This window comes from Amycolatopsis sp. cg9 (assembly GCF_041346945.1).
Lineage (GTDB): Bacteria > Actinomycetota > Actinomycetes > Mycobacteriales > Pseudonocardiaceae > Amycolatopsis.
Window position 1 is genome coordinate 7,384,423 of the sequence record NZ_CP166850.1, and the last position, 16,290, is coordinate 7,400,712.

Consider the following 16,290-nt stretch of genomic DNA (forward strand, 5'->3'; position numbering starts at 1 on the left):
GCTGTTCGGTTCGCGGTCCGCCCGCACGACACTTTCCGGTGACCGGCAGCTGAACCGGAGCGGCGCGGGGAATCTTGATCAGCACGAACCCCTGACGCGCAGGGGAGAAAGCGGGAGGAGAGCACGATGAACACCCGAATCGCTTCCCTGGCGGTGGCCGGTGCCCTCGCGGTTTCCGGGATGGTCGCCGCGGCGGCCCCGGCGTCGGCCGACCCGGTGCCCGGCAGTGCGAACCAGTTCTACGCCTACTGCTCGGTCGACCTGCTCGGCGTGCCGCTGGGGTGCACCGAGACCGACGTGGCGCACGCGTCGCACATCTGCCAGTACGTCGTCACCGGTGTCGGGCTCGGGCTCGACTGCATCCTGCGCTGACGTTGCCCGAAAGTACCCGGTGGTCCGGACCATCGGGTACTCGTCGGAAAATGTCCGACCGGTTAGCCTTGTTCTTCGCCACTTCGCCGTTCATACTTTGTTGTGATCCACAACAAATAGGGTGACGGTGAGCCGCCAGCCGTCGCCCGCGGAAGAAGAAGAGGCGACAATGACGTCGACCAGGATCCCCACCCGGTGGCGCCGGACGGCCCGGTTGCTGGCCGTCCCCGCCGCCCTGCTCGCGCTCGGTGCCGTGGTGGCCGCCCCGCCGAGCCAGGCCGCTTCGGTTCTCGAGAGTTTCTCCGACGACTTCGACGGTGCCGCCGGGAGCGGCGTCGACGGTTCGAAGTGGGTGCACGAGACCGGCGACAACGTCAACAACCACGAACGGCAGTGGTACACCGACGGGACCGCCAACGCGGCCCTCGACGGCCAGGGCCACCTCGTGATCACCGCGAAGAAGGAGAACAGCGGCAACAACTGCTGGTACGGCGCGTGCGAGTACACCTCGGCGCGGCTGAACACCTCCGGCAAGTTCTCCACGTCGTCCGGGCACGTCGAGGCCCGGATGAAACTGCCGCGCGGGCAGGGCATGTGGCCCGCGTTCTGGATGCTCGGCACCGACATCGGCAGCGTCGGCTGGCCGAACTGCGGCGAGATCGACATCATGGAAAACGTCGGGTTCGAGCCGAACACCGTGCACGGCACCATCCACGGCCCGGGCTACTCGGGTTCCGGTGGCATCGGCGCGGCCTACAACGGCCCGAACTTCTCCGACGACTTCCACACCTACGCCGTGGACTGGTCGACCGACAAGATCGTGTGGTCGGTGGACGGCAACGTCTACCAGACCCGCACGCCGGCCGACGTCGGCGGCAACGCGTGGGCGTTCAACCACCCGTTCTTCGTGATCCTCAACCTCGCGGTCGGCGGCTACTGGCCGGGTGACCCGGACGGCAGCACGCAGTTCCCGCAGCAGCTGGTGGTCGACTACGTCCACGTGAGCTGAGCGGCCCCGATCGGCGGGACCGGCTCGCTCCCCGTGCGCGGCGGGGAGCGGACCGGTCCCGCGTCTTTTCCCGGGTTCCGGCGGGGCGGCCGGGATGTCGTGAAAGGGTCGTTCACCTCGCCAGACGACATGAACGACTCTTTCACGACGTCTGGCCGGGAGGTCTTTGGTACAGAGCTGTGACACTTCTGGTTCAGACCTGTCGAACAACCCCGACGGGCCGGCGATCTTCCCCGGACAGAGTGACCGGAGTGCGCTCGGACGAGCGCGCTTCGGCAGCCGGAGGAGATCATGTCCCGTACCCGCATCCCACCCGTCGCCGGCGGGATCGCCGCCGCGGTGGCTGTCGCCGTCGTCGTGACCTGCTGGGTGCTCTTCCCGCCGGAACTCGCGGGCCGGGCGAGCGCGGCTCGGCCGTCGATCGACCTGGCGCTGCCGTGGCCGTCGGAGGGGCAGGCCAGCGCCGAGGTGCTGGGGCTGGGCTCGCTCGGCAGCCGCGGTGAGCGGGAGCCGGTGCCGATCGCCAGCGTCACCAAGGTGATGACCGCGTACGTGGTGCTGAAGGACCACCCGCTCGACGCGGCGGAGGCGGGCCCGCTGATCACCGTCGACGAGCAGGCCGAGGCCGAATCGACGTCGGCGGAGGAGTCGACCGCGCCGGTCCGGGCGGGCCGCCGGATCAGCGAGCGGGACCTGCTGGCGCTGATGCTGGTGCCGTCCGGCAACAACGTGGCGCGGTTGCTCGCGCGGTGGGACGCGGGCAGCCAGGAGGCGTTCGTCGGGAAGATGAACCGCGAGGCCGCGGCGCTCGGCATGACGAGCACGACGTACACGGGCGCGAGCGGCGTCGAGGATTCGACCACGAGCACCGCCGCGGATCAGCTGCGGCTGGCGCGCGAGGCGATGAAGATCCCGGTGCTGCGCGCGATCGTGGCCACCCCGAGCCTGCGCGTCGACGGCGTCCCGGGCACGGTGGTCAACACCAACACCCTCCTCGGCCGCGACGGCGTGATCGGCCTGAAGACAGGCTCTTCCACGGCGGCCGGCGGCGCCCTGATGTGGGCGGCGAAGGCCCCGGGCGGAGCGTTGATCCTGGGGGTGGTGCTCCACCAGAGCCCGGGCGGCAGCCCGGCATCGGGCCTGCAGGCGGCCCTGGAGAACAGCCGCCGCCTGATCGCGGCCATCCAGCGCGAACTGCCCACGGCGGCCACCCGATGACGGCAACCATCCACCCCGGCGACCGGAGTTCGGCGACCACGCAGCCCTTGGGGCGGGGTGGCGGGCATCCGGGGGCGGGGATGACGCAACCGCTGGGGTCGGCTGGCGGGCGCCCGGGGCCTGAGTTCGCCCGGTCGGCGGGCACGGTTGGCGAGCCTCCGGGGACCGCACCGAGCCAGCCGCCGGGGCGGGGCAGCGGGCGTCCGGGTGCCGCGGTCGCCTGGTCGGCGGGTGCGAGTGGTGAGCATCCGGCGGTTGCAGCTGGTCAGTTCCCGGGTGCCGCGGTCGCCTGGTCGGCGGGTGCGAGTGGTGAGCATCCGGCGGTTGCAGCTGGTCAGTTCCCGGGTGCCGCGGTCGCCTGGTCGGCGGGTGCGAGTGGTGAGCATCCGGCGGTTGCAGCTGGTCAGTTCCCGGGTGCCGCGGTCGCCTGGTCGGCGGGTGCGAGTGGTGAGCATCCGGCGGTTGCAGCTGGTCAGTTCCCGGGTGCCGCGGTCGCCTGGTCGGCGGGTGCGGTTGGTGAGCATCCGGCGGTTGCAGCCGGTCAGTTCCCGGGTGCCGCGGTCGCCTGGTCGGCGGGTGCGGTTGGCGAGCCTCCGGGGACCGCACCGAGCCAGCCGCCGGGGCGGGGCAGCGGGCGTCCGGAGGCCGAGCCCGCCCCGCGCCGATGGGCCGGGATCTGGCGCCGCGGCCGCATCATCGCCGTCTTCGCTGTGCTGGCCGCGCTGCTCCTGCTCGCGCATCCCCTCGTCCCCAACTGGCCGGGGAACGCGGGCAGCCTCCTCGAAACCTTCCTCCCGTGGACCGGCGCCCTGGTCCTCCTCCTGCTCCTCGCCGCCCTGCTCCGCCGCTCGGCGCTCGCGCTCGTCGTGCTCCTCCTTCCCACCGTGGTCTGGGGCGCTTCCTTCGGCGGCAAGCTCTTCGACCAGCGCGGCACCGGGGGCGACTTCACCGTCGTCTCCCACAACGTCAACGACGAAAACCCGGATCCGGCCGGCACCGCGCGGGCCCTCGCCGCTTCGGGGGCTCAGGTCGTCGCGCTCGAGGAGCTGAAACGGTCCGAAATCCCCAAGTACGAAGAGGCGCTCGCCGCCCGGTACCCGCACCACACCGTCCAGGGCACCGTCGGGGTCTGGAGCGCCTTTCCGCTCCGGGACACCCGGCCGCTCGAAATCATGCCGTGGACCCGGGCGCTCCGGACCACTGTGGACACTCCGAAGGGGGCCGTCGCGGTCTTCGTGGCGCACCTGCCGTCGGTGCGCGTGCGGCTCGACGCCGGGTTCACCGCCGGTGGCCGGGACGCCGCGGTCGAGCGGCTCGCGGACTACGTCGCCGCGGAATCCGCGCCGCGGACCGTGCTCGTCGGCGATTTCAACGGGACCGCCGACGATCGGGCGCTCGCGCCGATCACCGCGCGCCTGCGAGCGGCGCAGGACGAGGCCGGGGACGGGTTCGGGTTCAGCTGGCCCGCGTCGCTGCCGCTGGCCCGGATCGACCAGATCTTCGTCGGCGGGGTCCGGCCGGTGGCGGCGTGGACGCTGCCCGCGACCGGGAGCGACCACCTGCCCGTGGCGGCCACCGTCGCGCTGTAGCCGCGGCCGCGAACACGCGCCTGAACACCGTGGTCACCGCGCAGCTGGTGAATCACACACGAAGCTTTCCGCAGGCCGGAGCCCCGAGGCCGGAGCGGAGACGAGTCCGCGGCGCGTGACCACACCGTTACGCGACCCAGGGTTGACCGCGAGGGTGTTATCGCTAACACTACTCCTCGCCGTCACCGGAACGGGTGACGCAGACCCAGTCGGCGCGGACGGGAAGGGGACGCCGGTGGCTGAACGACCTCGCTCCGGCGGACCCGTGCGGGTGACCGCGGCCGGGACGCGGCAGCCGAGCCTGACCGATGTCGCGGGTGTCGCCGGGGTGTCGCACATGACCGTGTCGCGGGTGATCAACGGGACCGGTCCGGTGCGCCCGGAGACGCGGGCCCGGGTGCTCGCGGCGATCGAGGAACTGGGCTACCGGCCCAACTCCGCGGCCCGCGCGCTGGTCACCGGGCGGACCGGGACGCTCGGCGTCGTCGCGCTCGAGTCCAATCTGTACGGTCCGGCCAGCACGCTGTACGGCATCGAGAACGCCGCCCGCGAAGCCGGGTACGCGATCACGATCTCCAGCGTGAGCCGGCCGGGCCGGTCGTCGATCGCCGACGCGGTGGAGAACCTCCGCCGCCAGGCGGTCGAGGGCATCATCGTCATCGCCCCGCACGTCAGTGCGGGCCGCGCACTGGAAGCCGCGCCCGCGGACTTCCCGGTCGTCGCCGTCGGCGGCGGGGAGACCGCGCCCGTGCCGGTCATCTCCGTCGACCAGCGCGACGGCGCCCGCCGCGCCACCGAACACCTGCTCGCCCTCGGCCACCGCACGGTCTGGCACGTCGCCGGGCCGGAGGACTGGCTGGAGGCCCGCGACCGCGAGCTCGGCTGGCGCGAAACCCTGGAACGCCACGGAGTCGCGGCCCCGCGGGTCATCCGCGGCGACTGGAGCTCGCGGTCGGGTTACGAGGCGGGGCGATCCCTCGCCGCGGAACCGAAGCTGGACGCCGTCTTCGCCGGCAACGACCAGATGGCGCTCGGCCTGCTGCGCGCGTTCGCCGAGGCGGGCATTTCGGTGCCGCGCGACGTGCGCGTCGCGGGCTTCGACGACGTGCCGGAGGCGGCGTACTTCACGCCGCCGCTCACCACGGTGCGCCAGGACTTCATCGAAGTCGGCCGGCGCACGTTCGGCCTGCTCACCCAGCGGATGGACGGGGGCGACCGGCACGCACGCGCGCTGGTGGTGCCCGAGCTGATCGTCCGCGAGAGCACCGGGCCGCGTTAGCACGGCGAACGCGCCCGCACCGAGAAGACCAGCTCCGAATGTTAACGCTAACAAATTTGATCACCGTCGATCGAGGAGTGAACGTGCTGAAGAAGCGATGGGCCGCCGCGGCGGCCGCGGCGGCCGGACTCGTGCTGCTCACCGCCTGCGGGAGTGGTGGCTCTTCCGGTGGCTCCGGCGGGGCGATCACGCTCGGCTTCGCCCAGGTGGGCGCCGAGAGCGGCTGGCGGACGGCGAACACGAAGTCGATCCAGGAGTCGGCCAAGACCGCGGGCATCGAGCTGAAGTTCTCCGACGCGCAGCAGAAGCAGGAGAACCAGATCTCCGCGATCCGCTCCTACATCCAGCAGAAGGTCAAGGTCATCGCCTTCTCGCCGGTCGTCGAGTCCGGCTGGGACACCGTGCTCAAGGAGGCGAAGAGCGCCAACATCCCGGTCATCCTCACCGACCGCGCGATCGACTCGCCGGACAAGTCGCTCTACAAGACCTTCCTCGGCTCGGACTTCATCGCCGAGGGCAAGAAGGCGGGGGAGTGGCTGACCAAGGAGTTCGGCAGCGCCACCGGCCAGGTCAACATCGTCGAACTGCAGGGCACCACGGGTTCCGCGCCGGCGAACGACCGCAAGAAGGGCTTCGCGGACGTCATCGCGGCGGACCCGAAGTACAAGATCGTCGCGTCGCAGACCGGTGAGTTCACCCGCGCGAAGGGCAAGGAGGTCATGGAGGCCTTCCTGAAGTCCCAGCCCAAGATCGACGTCCTCTACGCGCACAACGACGACATGGCGCTCGGCGCCATCGAGGCGATCGAGGCCGCGGGCAAGGTCCCGGGCAAGGACATCAAGATCGTCTCGGTCGACGGTGTCAAGGACGCGCTGCAGGCACTCGCCGACGGCAAGATCAACCACGTCGTCGAATGCAACCCGCTGCTCGGCCCGCAGCTGATGGACCTGGTGAAGAAGGTCTCCGCCGGCGAGCAGGTGCCCGCCCGCATCGAAACCCAGGAAACCGAGTTCGACCAGGCGTCGGCGAAGGCCGCCCTGCCGCAGCGGCAGTACTGAGAGGTCCCGCATGCCCGCCGAAATCCTGACCATGACCGGGATCCGCAAGGAGTTCCCCGGCGTCCTCGCCCTCGACGGCGTCGACTTCCGCCTGTTCCCGGGCGAGGTCCACGCGCTGATGGGGGAGAACGGCGCCGGCAAGTCCACCCTGATCAAGGTGCTGACCGGGGTGTACGGGGTGGACGCGGGCACGATCACCCTCGCCGGGACCGCCGTCGCCTTCGGCGGCCCCGGCGAGGCCCAGCGGGCCGGTGTCAGCACGGTCTACCAGGAGGTCAACCTCTGCCCGAACCTGTCCGTGGCGGAGAACGTCTGCCTCGGCCGGGAACCCCGCCGCTTCGGCCGCATCCAATGGGGCCCGATGCGGCGGCGGGCCGAGGAGCTCCTGGCCCGGCTGGACGTCCACGTGGACGTCTCGGCCGAGCTGAGCACCTGCTCGATCGCGGTGCAACAGCTGGTCGCGATCGCCCGCGCCCTCGACGTCGACGCGCGGGTCCTCGTCCTCGACGAGCCGACGTCCAGTTTGGACGCCGGCGAGGTCGAGCAGCTGCTGACGGTCGTCCGGTCCCTGCGCGAGCAGGGGCTGGCGATCCTGTTCGTCTCCCACTTCATCGACCAGGTCTTCGCCGTCGCCGACCGGATGACCGTGCTGCGCAACGGAAAGCTGATCGGCGAGTACCGCACCGCGGACATCACGCCGGTCGAGCTCGTCACCAAGATGATCGGCAAGGAGCTGCAGGTCCTCGAAGACCTGGAGGACTCCGGCCCCACCCGGGCCGAGGTCGCGGACGCGCCGGTCCTGCTGTCCGCCGAAGACCTCGGCCGCAAGGGCGGCGTCGAACCGTTCAGCCTCGACATCCACGCCGGCGAGGTCGTCGGCCTCGCCGGGCTCCTGGGTTCCGGCCGCACCGAGCTGGCCCGGCTGCTCTTCGGCGCCGACCACGCCGACAGCGGTTCGGTCCGCGTCGACGACGAGGTCACGAACCTGCGGACCCCGCGCGCCGGGCTCGACCACCGGATCGCGTTCTGCTCGGAGAACCGCAAGACCGAAGGCCTGGTCGAAGAGCTGACCGTCCGGGAGAACATCGTCCTGGCGCTCCAAGCTTCACGCGGCTGGGCGCGGCCGCTGTCCCGGCGCCGCCAGGACGAACTCGCGGAGAAGTACATCAAGGCGCTCGACATCCGCCCCGCCGACCCGGAAGCCCTGGTGGGCAACCTCTCCGGCGGGAACCAGCAGAAGGTGCTGCTGGCCCGCTGGCTCATCACCGAACCGCGGCTGCTGATCCTCGACGAGCCGACCCGCGGCATCGACATCGGTGCCAAGACGGAGATCCAGCGGCTGGTCACCCAGCTCTCGGCGGACGGCATGGCCGTCGTCTACATCTCCGCCGAGCTGGACGAGGTGCTCCGGCTGAGTCACCGCGTCGTCGTGCTGCGCGACCGGAAGGTCGTGGCACAACGGGAAAACCAGGGCCTCACCGCGGACGACGTCATGGCCACGATGGCCGAGGGGGTGCAGGCATGACCGGCCTGGCGAAGAAGCGGCTCTTCTGGCCCGTGGTGGCGCTGCTCGCGCTGCTGCTGGGCGACCTGATCGCGAGCCCGGCGTTCTTCTCGATCGAACTGCGCGACGGTCACCTCTACGGGAACCTCGTCGACATCCTGAAGAACGGCGCCCCGCTGATCCTCATCGCGATCGGCATGACGCTCGTCATCGCCACCCGCGGCATCGACCTCTCGGTGGGCGCGGTCGTCGCGATCAGCGGTTCGCTGGCCTGCCTGTGGATCGCCGACCACCCCGGCGGCGTGGGCGCCACGCTCGTCGCGGTCGGGCTGGCACTGGGGCTTTCGCTGGTGCTCGGGGTGTGGAACGGCTGGCTCGTCGCCGCACTGGGCATCCAGCCGATCATCGCCACGCTCATCCTGATGGTCGCCGGGCGGGGGATCGCGCAGCTGATCTCCGGCGGGCAGATCATCACGATCAACTCCGCGCCCTACGAATGGATCGGCAGCGGGTTCGTGCTCACCCTGCCGAGCGCCATCCTCATTGCGCTGGCCGTGTTCGTGCTCGCGTCGCTGCTGGTCCGCCGCTCGGCGCTCGGGCTGCTCGTCGAGGCCGTCGGCGGCAACCCCGAAGCCAGCCGGCTGGCCGGGCTGCGCTCGGCGCGGCTGACCTGGCTCGTCTACGTGTTCTGCGCGCTGTGCGCGGGCATCGCCGGGCTGATGATCAGCGCGAACGTGCACAGCGCCGACGCCAACCACGCCGGGCTGTTCATCGAGCTCGACGCCATCCTCGCCGTCGTCGTCGGCGGCACGCAGCTGACCGGCGGCCGGTTCTCCATCGGCGGGGCGGTGATCGGCGCGCTGCTCATCCAGACGCTGACCACCACCGTCTACGCCCTCGGCATCCCGCCCGAGGCGATCATGCTGTTCAAGGCCGTGGTCGTGCTGGCGGTGTGCCTGCTGCAGTCGCCCGCGTTCCGCCGCAAGCTCCGCCGCAGGGCCCGCCCGGCCGCACCGGCGCCTGTGTCCGCTCCGGAGAAGGTGGAGGTCACGGCATGACCACGCTGACCCGCATCAAGGGCTACCGGCCGCAGCAGCGGCACCTCCCGATCCTGGCGACGATGGCGCTGCTCATCGGTGCCTACGTCTTCGGCGCGGCCAGCTACGACGCGTTCGGGTCCGGGCAGGTCGTGCTCGACCTGTTCATCAACAACGCCTTCCTGCTCGTGGTCGCGGTCGGGATGACGTTCGTGATCCTCACCGGCGGCATCGACCTGTCCGTCGGCTCGGTCGTCGCACTGTCCACAGTGATCTCCGGCGACCTGCTGCAGAAGCACGGCTGGCCCGCGTACGCGGCGATCGCCGTGGTGCTGGTGGCCGGCGCGCTGCTCGGCGCCGGGATGGGCGCGCTCATCCACTTCTTCGAGATCCAGCCGTTCATCGCCACGCTGATCGGGATGTTCTTCGCCCGCGGGCTCTGCTACACGATCAGCACCGAGGCGTACTCGATCGACAACACGACGATCGCCACCCTCGCGCAGACGCAGATCCCGCTCGGCGGGGAACTGCACATCTCGATCAGCGTGGTCGTCGCGCTCGTGGTCGTGGCGGCCGCGGTCTACGTTCTGGCGTTCACGCGGTTCGGGCGGACGGTCTACTCGATCGGCGGCAACGCGCAGTCCGCGATGCTGATGGGGCTCAAGACCGGTCGCACGAAGATCGCGGTGTACACGATCAGCGGGTTCTGCTCGGCGCTCGGCGGGCTGCTGCTGGTGCTGTACAAGTCTTCCGGCGACCCGCTCAACGGCGTGGGCCTCGAACTGACCGCGATCGCCGCGGTCGTCATCGGCGGCACCATCCTCACCGGCGGCTCCGGCTACGTGCTCGGCACCGTGCTCGGGATCATGGTGCTGGGCATCATCCAGACGCTGATCACCTTCGACGGCACCCTGAACTCCTGGTGGACCTCGATCATCACCGGTGCCCTCCTGTTCGTCTTCATCGTCCTGCAACGCCTCGTGACCCGACGGACCCGCTAGCGCGGAGCCCGCACTTTCACGTGAAAGTGAGGGCTCCGCACCGCACTGTGAGCGCTCACACTCGAAGGAGAGTCATGCTCCGCAGAATCCGGTGCCCCTTGGCCGTGCTGGCGGCCTTGGCGCTGTGCTCTGCCCTGCCCGTGACCGCGGCGGCGGCCGACCCCGACCCGGCGCTCGCCGGGCACTGGACGTTCGACGAGGGCAGCGGGACGACCGCCGCCGACACCGCGGGGGAGCACCCCGCCACCCTGAACTCCGGCGCGGGCTGGGCACCCGGCATCCGCGGCGGCGCCTTGACCACCGACGGCGCGGGCGGTTTCGCCGACGCGGGCGCGCCCGTGCTGGACACCACCAAGAGCTTCTCCGTCGGCAGCTGGGTCAAGCTCGACAAGACCTCGGGCTACCAGACGTTCGTGAGCGTCGACGGCAACCAGGTCAGCAACTTCTTCCTGCAGTTCCGCGACGACTCGCGCCGGTTCGCCTTCACCCGCCTGGCCGGGGACGCCCCGACCGACGGCGTCGTCGCGGGCGCGAACTTCGACCCGGTCGTCGGCCAGTGGTACCAGCTGACCGGTGTGTTCGACGCCGCCGCGTCGACGCTGTCGCTGTACGTCGACGGCAGCCGGCAGGCCACCGTCTCCGCGCCCGCGGGCTGGGCGGGCACCGGCCACCTGGTGATCGGCCGCGGCAAGTACGGCGGCAACCCGGTGGACTACGTCGACGGCTCGATCGACGACGTCCGCGCCTACTCCGGTGCGCTCACCCCGGCCGACGCCGCGCGCCTGGCCATCGCCGGGCACTGGAGCCTCGACGAGGGCACCGGCACCACGGCGGCCGACGACTCGCTCGACGCGCGCACCGCCACCCTGACCGGCGGCGCCACCTGGGACGACGGAGTGGTCGGCCCGCACGGGGTCGTCCTCGACGGCACCGATGCCGCGGTCGACGCTCCGGCTCCGGTCGTCGACACCGCGCAGAGCTTCTCGGTGTCCGCCTGGGTCAAGCCCTCGGCGGCCACCGGGTTCCGGACCGCGGTGAGCGTCGACGGCTCGGCGATCAGCGGCTTCTACCTCCAGCGCGCGGCCGACGGCCGGTTCGCCTTCACCCGCCGCGCGGGCGACGGCGACACGGCGTCCTCCTCGGCGGTCTCCACGCTGCCCGCGCAGGCCGGCCAGTGGCAGCACCTCGCCGGCGTCTACAACCGCGCGTCGGGCACGCTTTCCCTGTACGTCAACGGAACCCTGCAGCAGAGCGTCCCGTTCACCACGCCGTGGACCGCCGCCGGGCACCTGGTCATCGGACGCGGCAAGTGGGCCGGCGGCCCGGCCGACTGGTTCGCCGGGGGCGTGGACGACGTCCGCGCGTACCCGACCCCGCTGACCGCCTCCGCCGTCGCCGCACTGGCGGCCGGCGGATCGTGGCACTTCGACGAGGGCACCGGCACGGTCGCCCGCGACTCCTCGGCCAACGCGGCCGACGGCACCCTCCGCGGAGCCACCTGGACCGCGGGTGCGGCGGGCCAGGCGGTCCAGTTCGACGGGAAGTCCACTGTGGACATGGGCACCTCGCCCGCGTTCGACACCGGCACCGGCTCGCTCTCCCTGGCCGCGTGGTTCCGCACCACCTCGGACGGCACGCTCGTGGACCACGGCGACGGCTACGCCCTCGGCATGACCGGCGGCAGGCTCACCGCCCGCGTCGGCACCGTCCAGGTGACCACCACCGGGGGCGGCCTCGCCGACGGCACCTGGCACCACGCCGCCGTCGTCCTGGACCGCGCCTCGCAGCGGCTCACCGTCTACGCCGACGGCGACGCGGCCACGGTGACCAGCACCTGCGGCACCCCGACCGGCACCACGCTGGACGTCTCCGCCTGCCCGGCCTCCGGGACCGCCGCGGCGCCGCTGACGGTCGGCGCCGGGTTCACCGGCGCGATCGACGAACTGGAGCTGCGCCGCTTCCCGCTCACCGCGGCCCAGATCGGCACGCTGGCCGGGGCGAACCAGCTGGCCGTGGACGCCAACGTCGTCCGCGCCAACACCCGCCCGACCACCTACGGCTCGATCCTCGAAGACATCAGCCACTCCGTCGAGGGCGGGCTGTACGCGGAGCTGGTCCGCAACCGCACCTTCAAGGAGGCCTACCAGCGCGGCAGCGGCGCGGGCGACACCCCGGTCCCGTACTGGTCGCTGGTCACCTCGCCGGGTGCCACCGGCACCTACGCGATCGACACGGCCACGCCGCTCAACACCGCCCTCGACCGGTCGCTGAAGCTGCACGCCGACGCGGTGCCGGTGACCGGGCGCGTGGCCGCCGCCAACGTCGGCTTCTACGGCATCGCGGCGAAACCGGCCACGAAGTACACCGGCAGCTTCTTCGCGAAGGGCACGTGGACCGGCGCGGTCCGCGTCAGCCTGGAGAAGCCGGACGGCACGGTGCTGGCGAGCAAGGACGTCCAGCCGGTCGGTGCCGCGTGGGCGCAGCAGACGTTCAGCTTCACCACGCCGTCCACCATCGCCGCGTCGACCGACAACCGGATCGTCGTGTCCCTGGTGAACAAGGGGAAGCAGGCGCTCGCCGGGGACGCCTGGTTCCAGCAGGTGTCGCTCTTCCCGCCGACCTTCAAGAACCACGGCGTCCGGCTGGACCTCGGGCAGAAGCTCGCCGCGATGAAGCTCGGCCTGTTCCGCGTCCCGGGCGGCAACTACCTCGAGGGCAACACCCTCGACACCCGGTTCGCGTGGAAGAACACCATCGGCAAGCCGGAGGAGCGGCCCGGCCACCAGAACACCGCGTGGGGCTACTGGTCCACCGACGGGTTCGGCATCCTCGACTACCTGAAGCTCGCCGAGGACATCGGCGCCCAGCCGCTCCTGGCCCTGTTCGCCGGCTACACGCTCAACGGCCAGCACGTCAGCCAGGCCGATTACCCGCAGTACGTCCAGGAAGCCCTCGACGAAATCGAGTACGCCATCGGCGACAGCTCGACGACGTGGGGCGCGAAGCGGATCGCCGACGGGCACCCGGCGCCGTTCGACCTGCACTACGTCGAGGTCGGCAACGAGGACTGGTTCGACGGCTCGGGCAGCTACGCCTGGCGCTTCACCGACATGTACAACGCCGTCAAGGCGAAGTACCCGCAGCTGACGGTCATCGCCACGACCGGCGGGCTGCAGGGCGGGGCCGCGTCGAGCACACCGACCGGGGTGCGCCCCGACGCCGCGGACGACCACTACTACCAGTCGCCGCAGTGGTTCACTGACAACTCGACCCGCTACGACACCGCGGACCGCTCCGGCCCGGACATCCTCGTCGGCGAATACGGCGCCCAGGACGGCCGGCCCACCGGCACCCTGGCCGCCGCCATCGGCGAGGCCGCGTTCCTCACCGGGCTCGAGCGCAACAGCGACGTCGTCATCGGTTCGATGTACGCACCGGTGCTGGTGCACGAGAACCAGTCCAACTGGCCGGTCAACCTGATCGGCCTCGACGCCGGGAGCAGCTACGGCTCGCCGTCGTACTGGGTGCAGCAGATGTTTTCCAGCACGCTCGGCAAGCAGATCGTGACCAGCCGCCTCAACCAGGGCAGCCCGCTGCGGCAAGTGGTGAACGTGACCACCAAGGCGGGGAAGAAGACGTTCACGGTCAAGCTCGTCAACCCGACCGGCCAGGTCCAGACCGCGCGGCTGGCGTTCACCGGCGTCACCGCGGTCGACGGCACCGGGACGCTCACCACGCTCACCGGCGACCCGGCGGGGCGCAACAGCCTCGCCGCGCCGGCCGCGATCGTGCCGCAGACCAGGGAGCTCACCGGGCTCGCCGCGACGTCGAAGCTGACCCTGCCCGCCAACTCCGTGACCACCCTGGTCATGACCGGCCGCTGAACAACACCAGGAGAGAGGACACCGTGGGAGAACCACTAACCGTCGGCGTCGACTTCGGCACGCTGTCGGGCCGCGCGGTGGTCGTGCGCGTGGCGGACGGCGCCGAGCTGGGCAGCGCGGTCTTCGAGTACCCGCACGGCGTGCTCGACGAGACGCTGCCCGCCACCGGTCGCGCGCTGCCGCCGGACTGGGCGCTGCAGGTGCCCGCGGACTACGTCGGGGTGCTCCGCACCGCCGTCCCGGCCGCGATCGCCGCGGCCGGGGCGGATCCGGCCGACGTCATCGGCATCGGCACCGACTTCACCGCGTGCACGATGGTGCCGACGACCGCGGACGGCACCCCGCTGTGCGAGCTGCCCGAGTTCGCGGGCGACCCGCACGCGTACGTGAAGCTGTGGAAGCACCACTCGGCCCAGCCGCAGGCCGACCGGATCAACGAGCTGGCCCGCGCCCGCGGCGAGAAGTGGCTGCCGCGCTACGGCGGCCTGATCTCCTCGGAGTGGGAGTTCGCCAAGGGACTCCAGGTGTTCGAGGAGGCGCCCGGGGTCTACGGCGCCATGCGGCACTGGGTCGAAGCGGCCGACTGGATCGTCTGGCAGCTGACCGGGACCTACGTCCGCAACGCGTGCACCGCCGGGTACAAGGGCATCCTGCAGGACGGCCAGTACCCGAGCCGCGACTTCCTCCGCGAGCTGGCGCCGGGCTTCGAGTCCTTCGTGGCCGACAAGCTCGAACACCCGCTGGGGCAGCTGGGTGCCCGCGCCGGGTCGTTGTCGGCGGAAGCGGCGGCGTGGACCGGGCTGCGCGAAGGCATCGCCGTGGCCGTCGGCAACGTCGACGCCCACGTCACCGCGCCCGCGGCGAACGCGGTCGAGCCCGGGCAGATGGTCGCGATCATGGGCACCTCGACGTGCCACGTGATGAACGGCGCCGAACTGCGGGAAGTCCCCGGCATGTGCGGCGTCGTCGACGGCGGGATCGTCACCGGGCTCTGGGGCTACGAAGCCGGGCAGAGCGGCGTCGGCGACATCTTCGGCTGGTTCACCGAGCACTTCGCCCCGATCGGCCACGACCAGCTCACCCGGCTGGCCGCGCAGCAGGAAATCGGCGAGCACGGGCTCGTGGCGCTGGACTGGCACAGCGGCAACCGCTCGGTGCTCGTCGACCACGAGCTGTCCGGCGTGATCGTCGGCCAGACCCTCGCCACCCGCGCCGAGGACGTCTACCGCGCCCTGCTGGAGGCGACGGCGTTCGGCACCCGCAAGATCATCGAGACGTTCGGCGAGGCCGGCGTCCCGGTCACCGAGCTGATCATCGCGGGCGGGCTGGTCAAGAACGCGCTGCTCATGCAGATCTACGCCGACGTCACCAACCTGCCGCTGTCGGTCATCGGCTCCGAGCAGGGCCCCGCGCTCGGGTCGGCCATGCACGCGGCCGTCGCCGCCGGAGTCCACGCGGACATCCGCGCGGCCGCCGCGGCGATGGGGTCCGTGCGGCGTGCGGTCTACCGGCCGGTGCCCGCGCACGCCGCCGCCTACGACGAGCTGTACGCCGAATACACGACGCTGCACGACTACTTCGGCCGCGGCGGCAACGATGTCATGCACCGCCTCGCCGCCCGCCGCCGAGCCGTCGCGAAAGGACGGTCCTGATGTCGCTGACCGATGAAGTCCTCGACACCGTCGCCGAACTGCGCGAGACGGTGGCGAACCTGCACGGCGAACTCACCCGCAACGCGCTGGTCATCTGGACCGCGGGCAACGTCTCGGCCCGCGTGCCCGGCCGCGAGCTGATGGTCATCAAGCCGTCCGGGGTGTCCTACGACGACCTGTCCGCCGACACCATGGTCGTCACCGACCTGCACGGCGACCTGGTGCACGGCGAGCTGGCGCCGTCGTCGGACACCGCCGCGCACGCCTACGTCTACCGGCACATGCCCGAGATCGGCGGCGTCGTCCACACGCACTCGACCTACGCCACGGCGTGGGCCGCCCGCGGCGAGCCGATCCCGTGCGTGCTCACGATGATCGCCGACGAGTTCGGCGGCGAGGTCCCGGTCGGACCGTTCGCCCTGATCGGCGACGACTCCATCGGCCGCGGCATCGTCGAAACGCTTCGCGCCAGCCGGTCGCCCGCCGTGCTGATGCGCAACCACGGGCCGTTCACCGTCGGCCGCACCGCCCGCGACGCCGTCAAGGCCGCGGTGATGGTCGAGGACGTGGCCCGCACCGTGCACAAGGCCTTCGAGCTGGGCACGCCCGAACCCCTCCCACCCGAAGACGTCGACCGGCTCTACGCCCGGTACCAGAACGTCTACGGCCAGCACTGAAACGTTTCGA

The 16,290-nt window shown here is 71.4% G+C and carries 11 protein-coding genes and 1 pseudogene; all 12 read left to right on the top strand.

The window, feature by feature from the left end; genetic code table 11:
* Positions 1 to 126: 126 nt before the first annotated feature.
* The 12 genes and pseudogenes from AB5J73_RS34390 to AB5J73_RS34445 all read left to right on the top strand — a co-directional run bounded on the left by AB5J73_RS34390 (position 127) and on the right by AB5J73_RS34445 (position 16,280).
* Complete coding sequence (locus AB5J73_RS34390; RefSeq protein WP_370962962.1) at positions 127 to 372, top strand: hypothetical protein; 246 nt, start codon at positions 127 to 129, stop codon at positions 370 to 372.
* Positions 373 to 541: 169 nt separating this feature from the next.
* Positions 542 to 1,378: pseudogene (locus AB5J73_RS34395) on the top strand (family 16 glycosylhydrolase); the annotation flags it as partial.
* Between the two features lie 294 nt (positions 1,379 to 1,672).
* Entirely contained in the window at positions 1,673 to 2,599 is a 927-nt protein-coding gene (locus AB5J73_RS34400; protein WP_370962963.1) for a D-alanyl-D-alanine carboxypeptidase family protein, read from the top strand.
* Positions 2,600 to 3,273: 674 nt separating this feature from the next.
* Positions 3,274 to 4,188 carry an endonuclease/exonuclease/phosphatase family protein gene (locus AB5J73_RS34405; RefSeq protein ID WP_370973423.1) on the top strand — a complete coding sequence of 305 codons (915 nt, stop codon included), beginning with the start codon at positions 3,274 to 3,276 and terminating at the stop codon, positions 4,186 to 4,188.
* A 235-nt stretch (positions 4,189 to 4,423) separates the two neighbouring features.
* Positions 4,424 to 5,467: a LacI family DNA-binding transcriptional regulator gene (locus AB5J73_RS34410; protein ID WP_370962964.1), complete on the top strand. Its 1,044-nt coding sequence runs from the start codon at positions 4,424 to 4,426 to the stop codon at positions 5,465 to 5,467.
* A gap of 38 nt (positions 5,468 to 5,505) precedes the next feature.
* On the top strand, positions 5,506 to 6,525 hold the full coding sequence (locus AB5J73_RS34415; RefSeq protein WP_370962965.1) for an ABC transporter substrate-binding protein: 1,020 nt from the start codon (positions 5,506 to 5,508) through the stop codon (positions 6,523 to 6,525).
* Between the two features lie 10 nt (positions 6,526 to 6,535).
* Positions 6,536 to 8,050, top strand: coding sequence for a sugar ABC transporter ATP-binding protein (locus AB5J73_RS34420; protein ID WP_370962967.1), 1,515 nt, complete (start codon positions 6,536 to 6,538; stop codon positions 8,048 to 8,050).
* Positions 8,047 to 9,087 carry an ABC transporter permease gene (locus AB5J73_RS34425; protein WP_370962968.1) on the top strand — a complete coding sequence of 347 codons (1,041 nt, stop codon included), beginning with the start codon at positions 8,047 to 8,049 and terminating at the stop codon, positions 9,085 to 9,087. Before AB5J73_RS34420 ends, AB5J73_RS34425 begins: the two co-directional genes overlap by 4 nt.
* Positions 9,084 to 10,067, top strand: coding sequence for a galactofuranose ABC transporter, permease protein YjfF (gene yjfF, locus AB5J73_RS34430; RefSeq protein WP_370962969.1), 984 nt, complete (start codon positions 9,084 to 9,086; stop codon positions 10,065 to 10,067). Before AB5J73_RS34425 ends, yjfF begins: the two co-directional genes overlap by 4 nt.
* A 74-nt stretch (positions 10,068 to 10,141) precedes the next feature.
* Positions 10,142 to 13,951, top strand: a complete 3,810-nt coding sequence (locus AB5J73_RS34435; RefSeq protein WP_370962970.1) for a LamG-like jellyroll fold domain-containing protein — start codon at positions 10,142 to 10,144, stop codon at positions 13,949 to 13,951.
* A 23-nt stretch (positions 13,952 to 13,974) separates the two neighbouring features.
* Entirely contained in the window at positions 13,975 to 15,603 is a 1,629-nt protein-coding gene (gene araB, locus AB5J73_RS34440) for a ribulokinase (protein WP_370962971.1), read from the top strand.
* Positions 15,603 to 16,280, top strand: a complete 678-nt coding sequence (locus AB5J73_RS34445; RefSeq protein WP_370962972.1) for an L-ribulose-5-phosphate 4-epimerase — start codon at positions 15,603 to 15,605, stop codon at positions 16,278 to 16,280. Before araB ends, AB5J73_RS34445 begins: the two co-directional genes overlap by 1 nt.
* Positions 16,281 to 16,290: the final 10 nt, after the last annotated feature.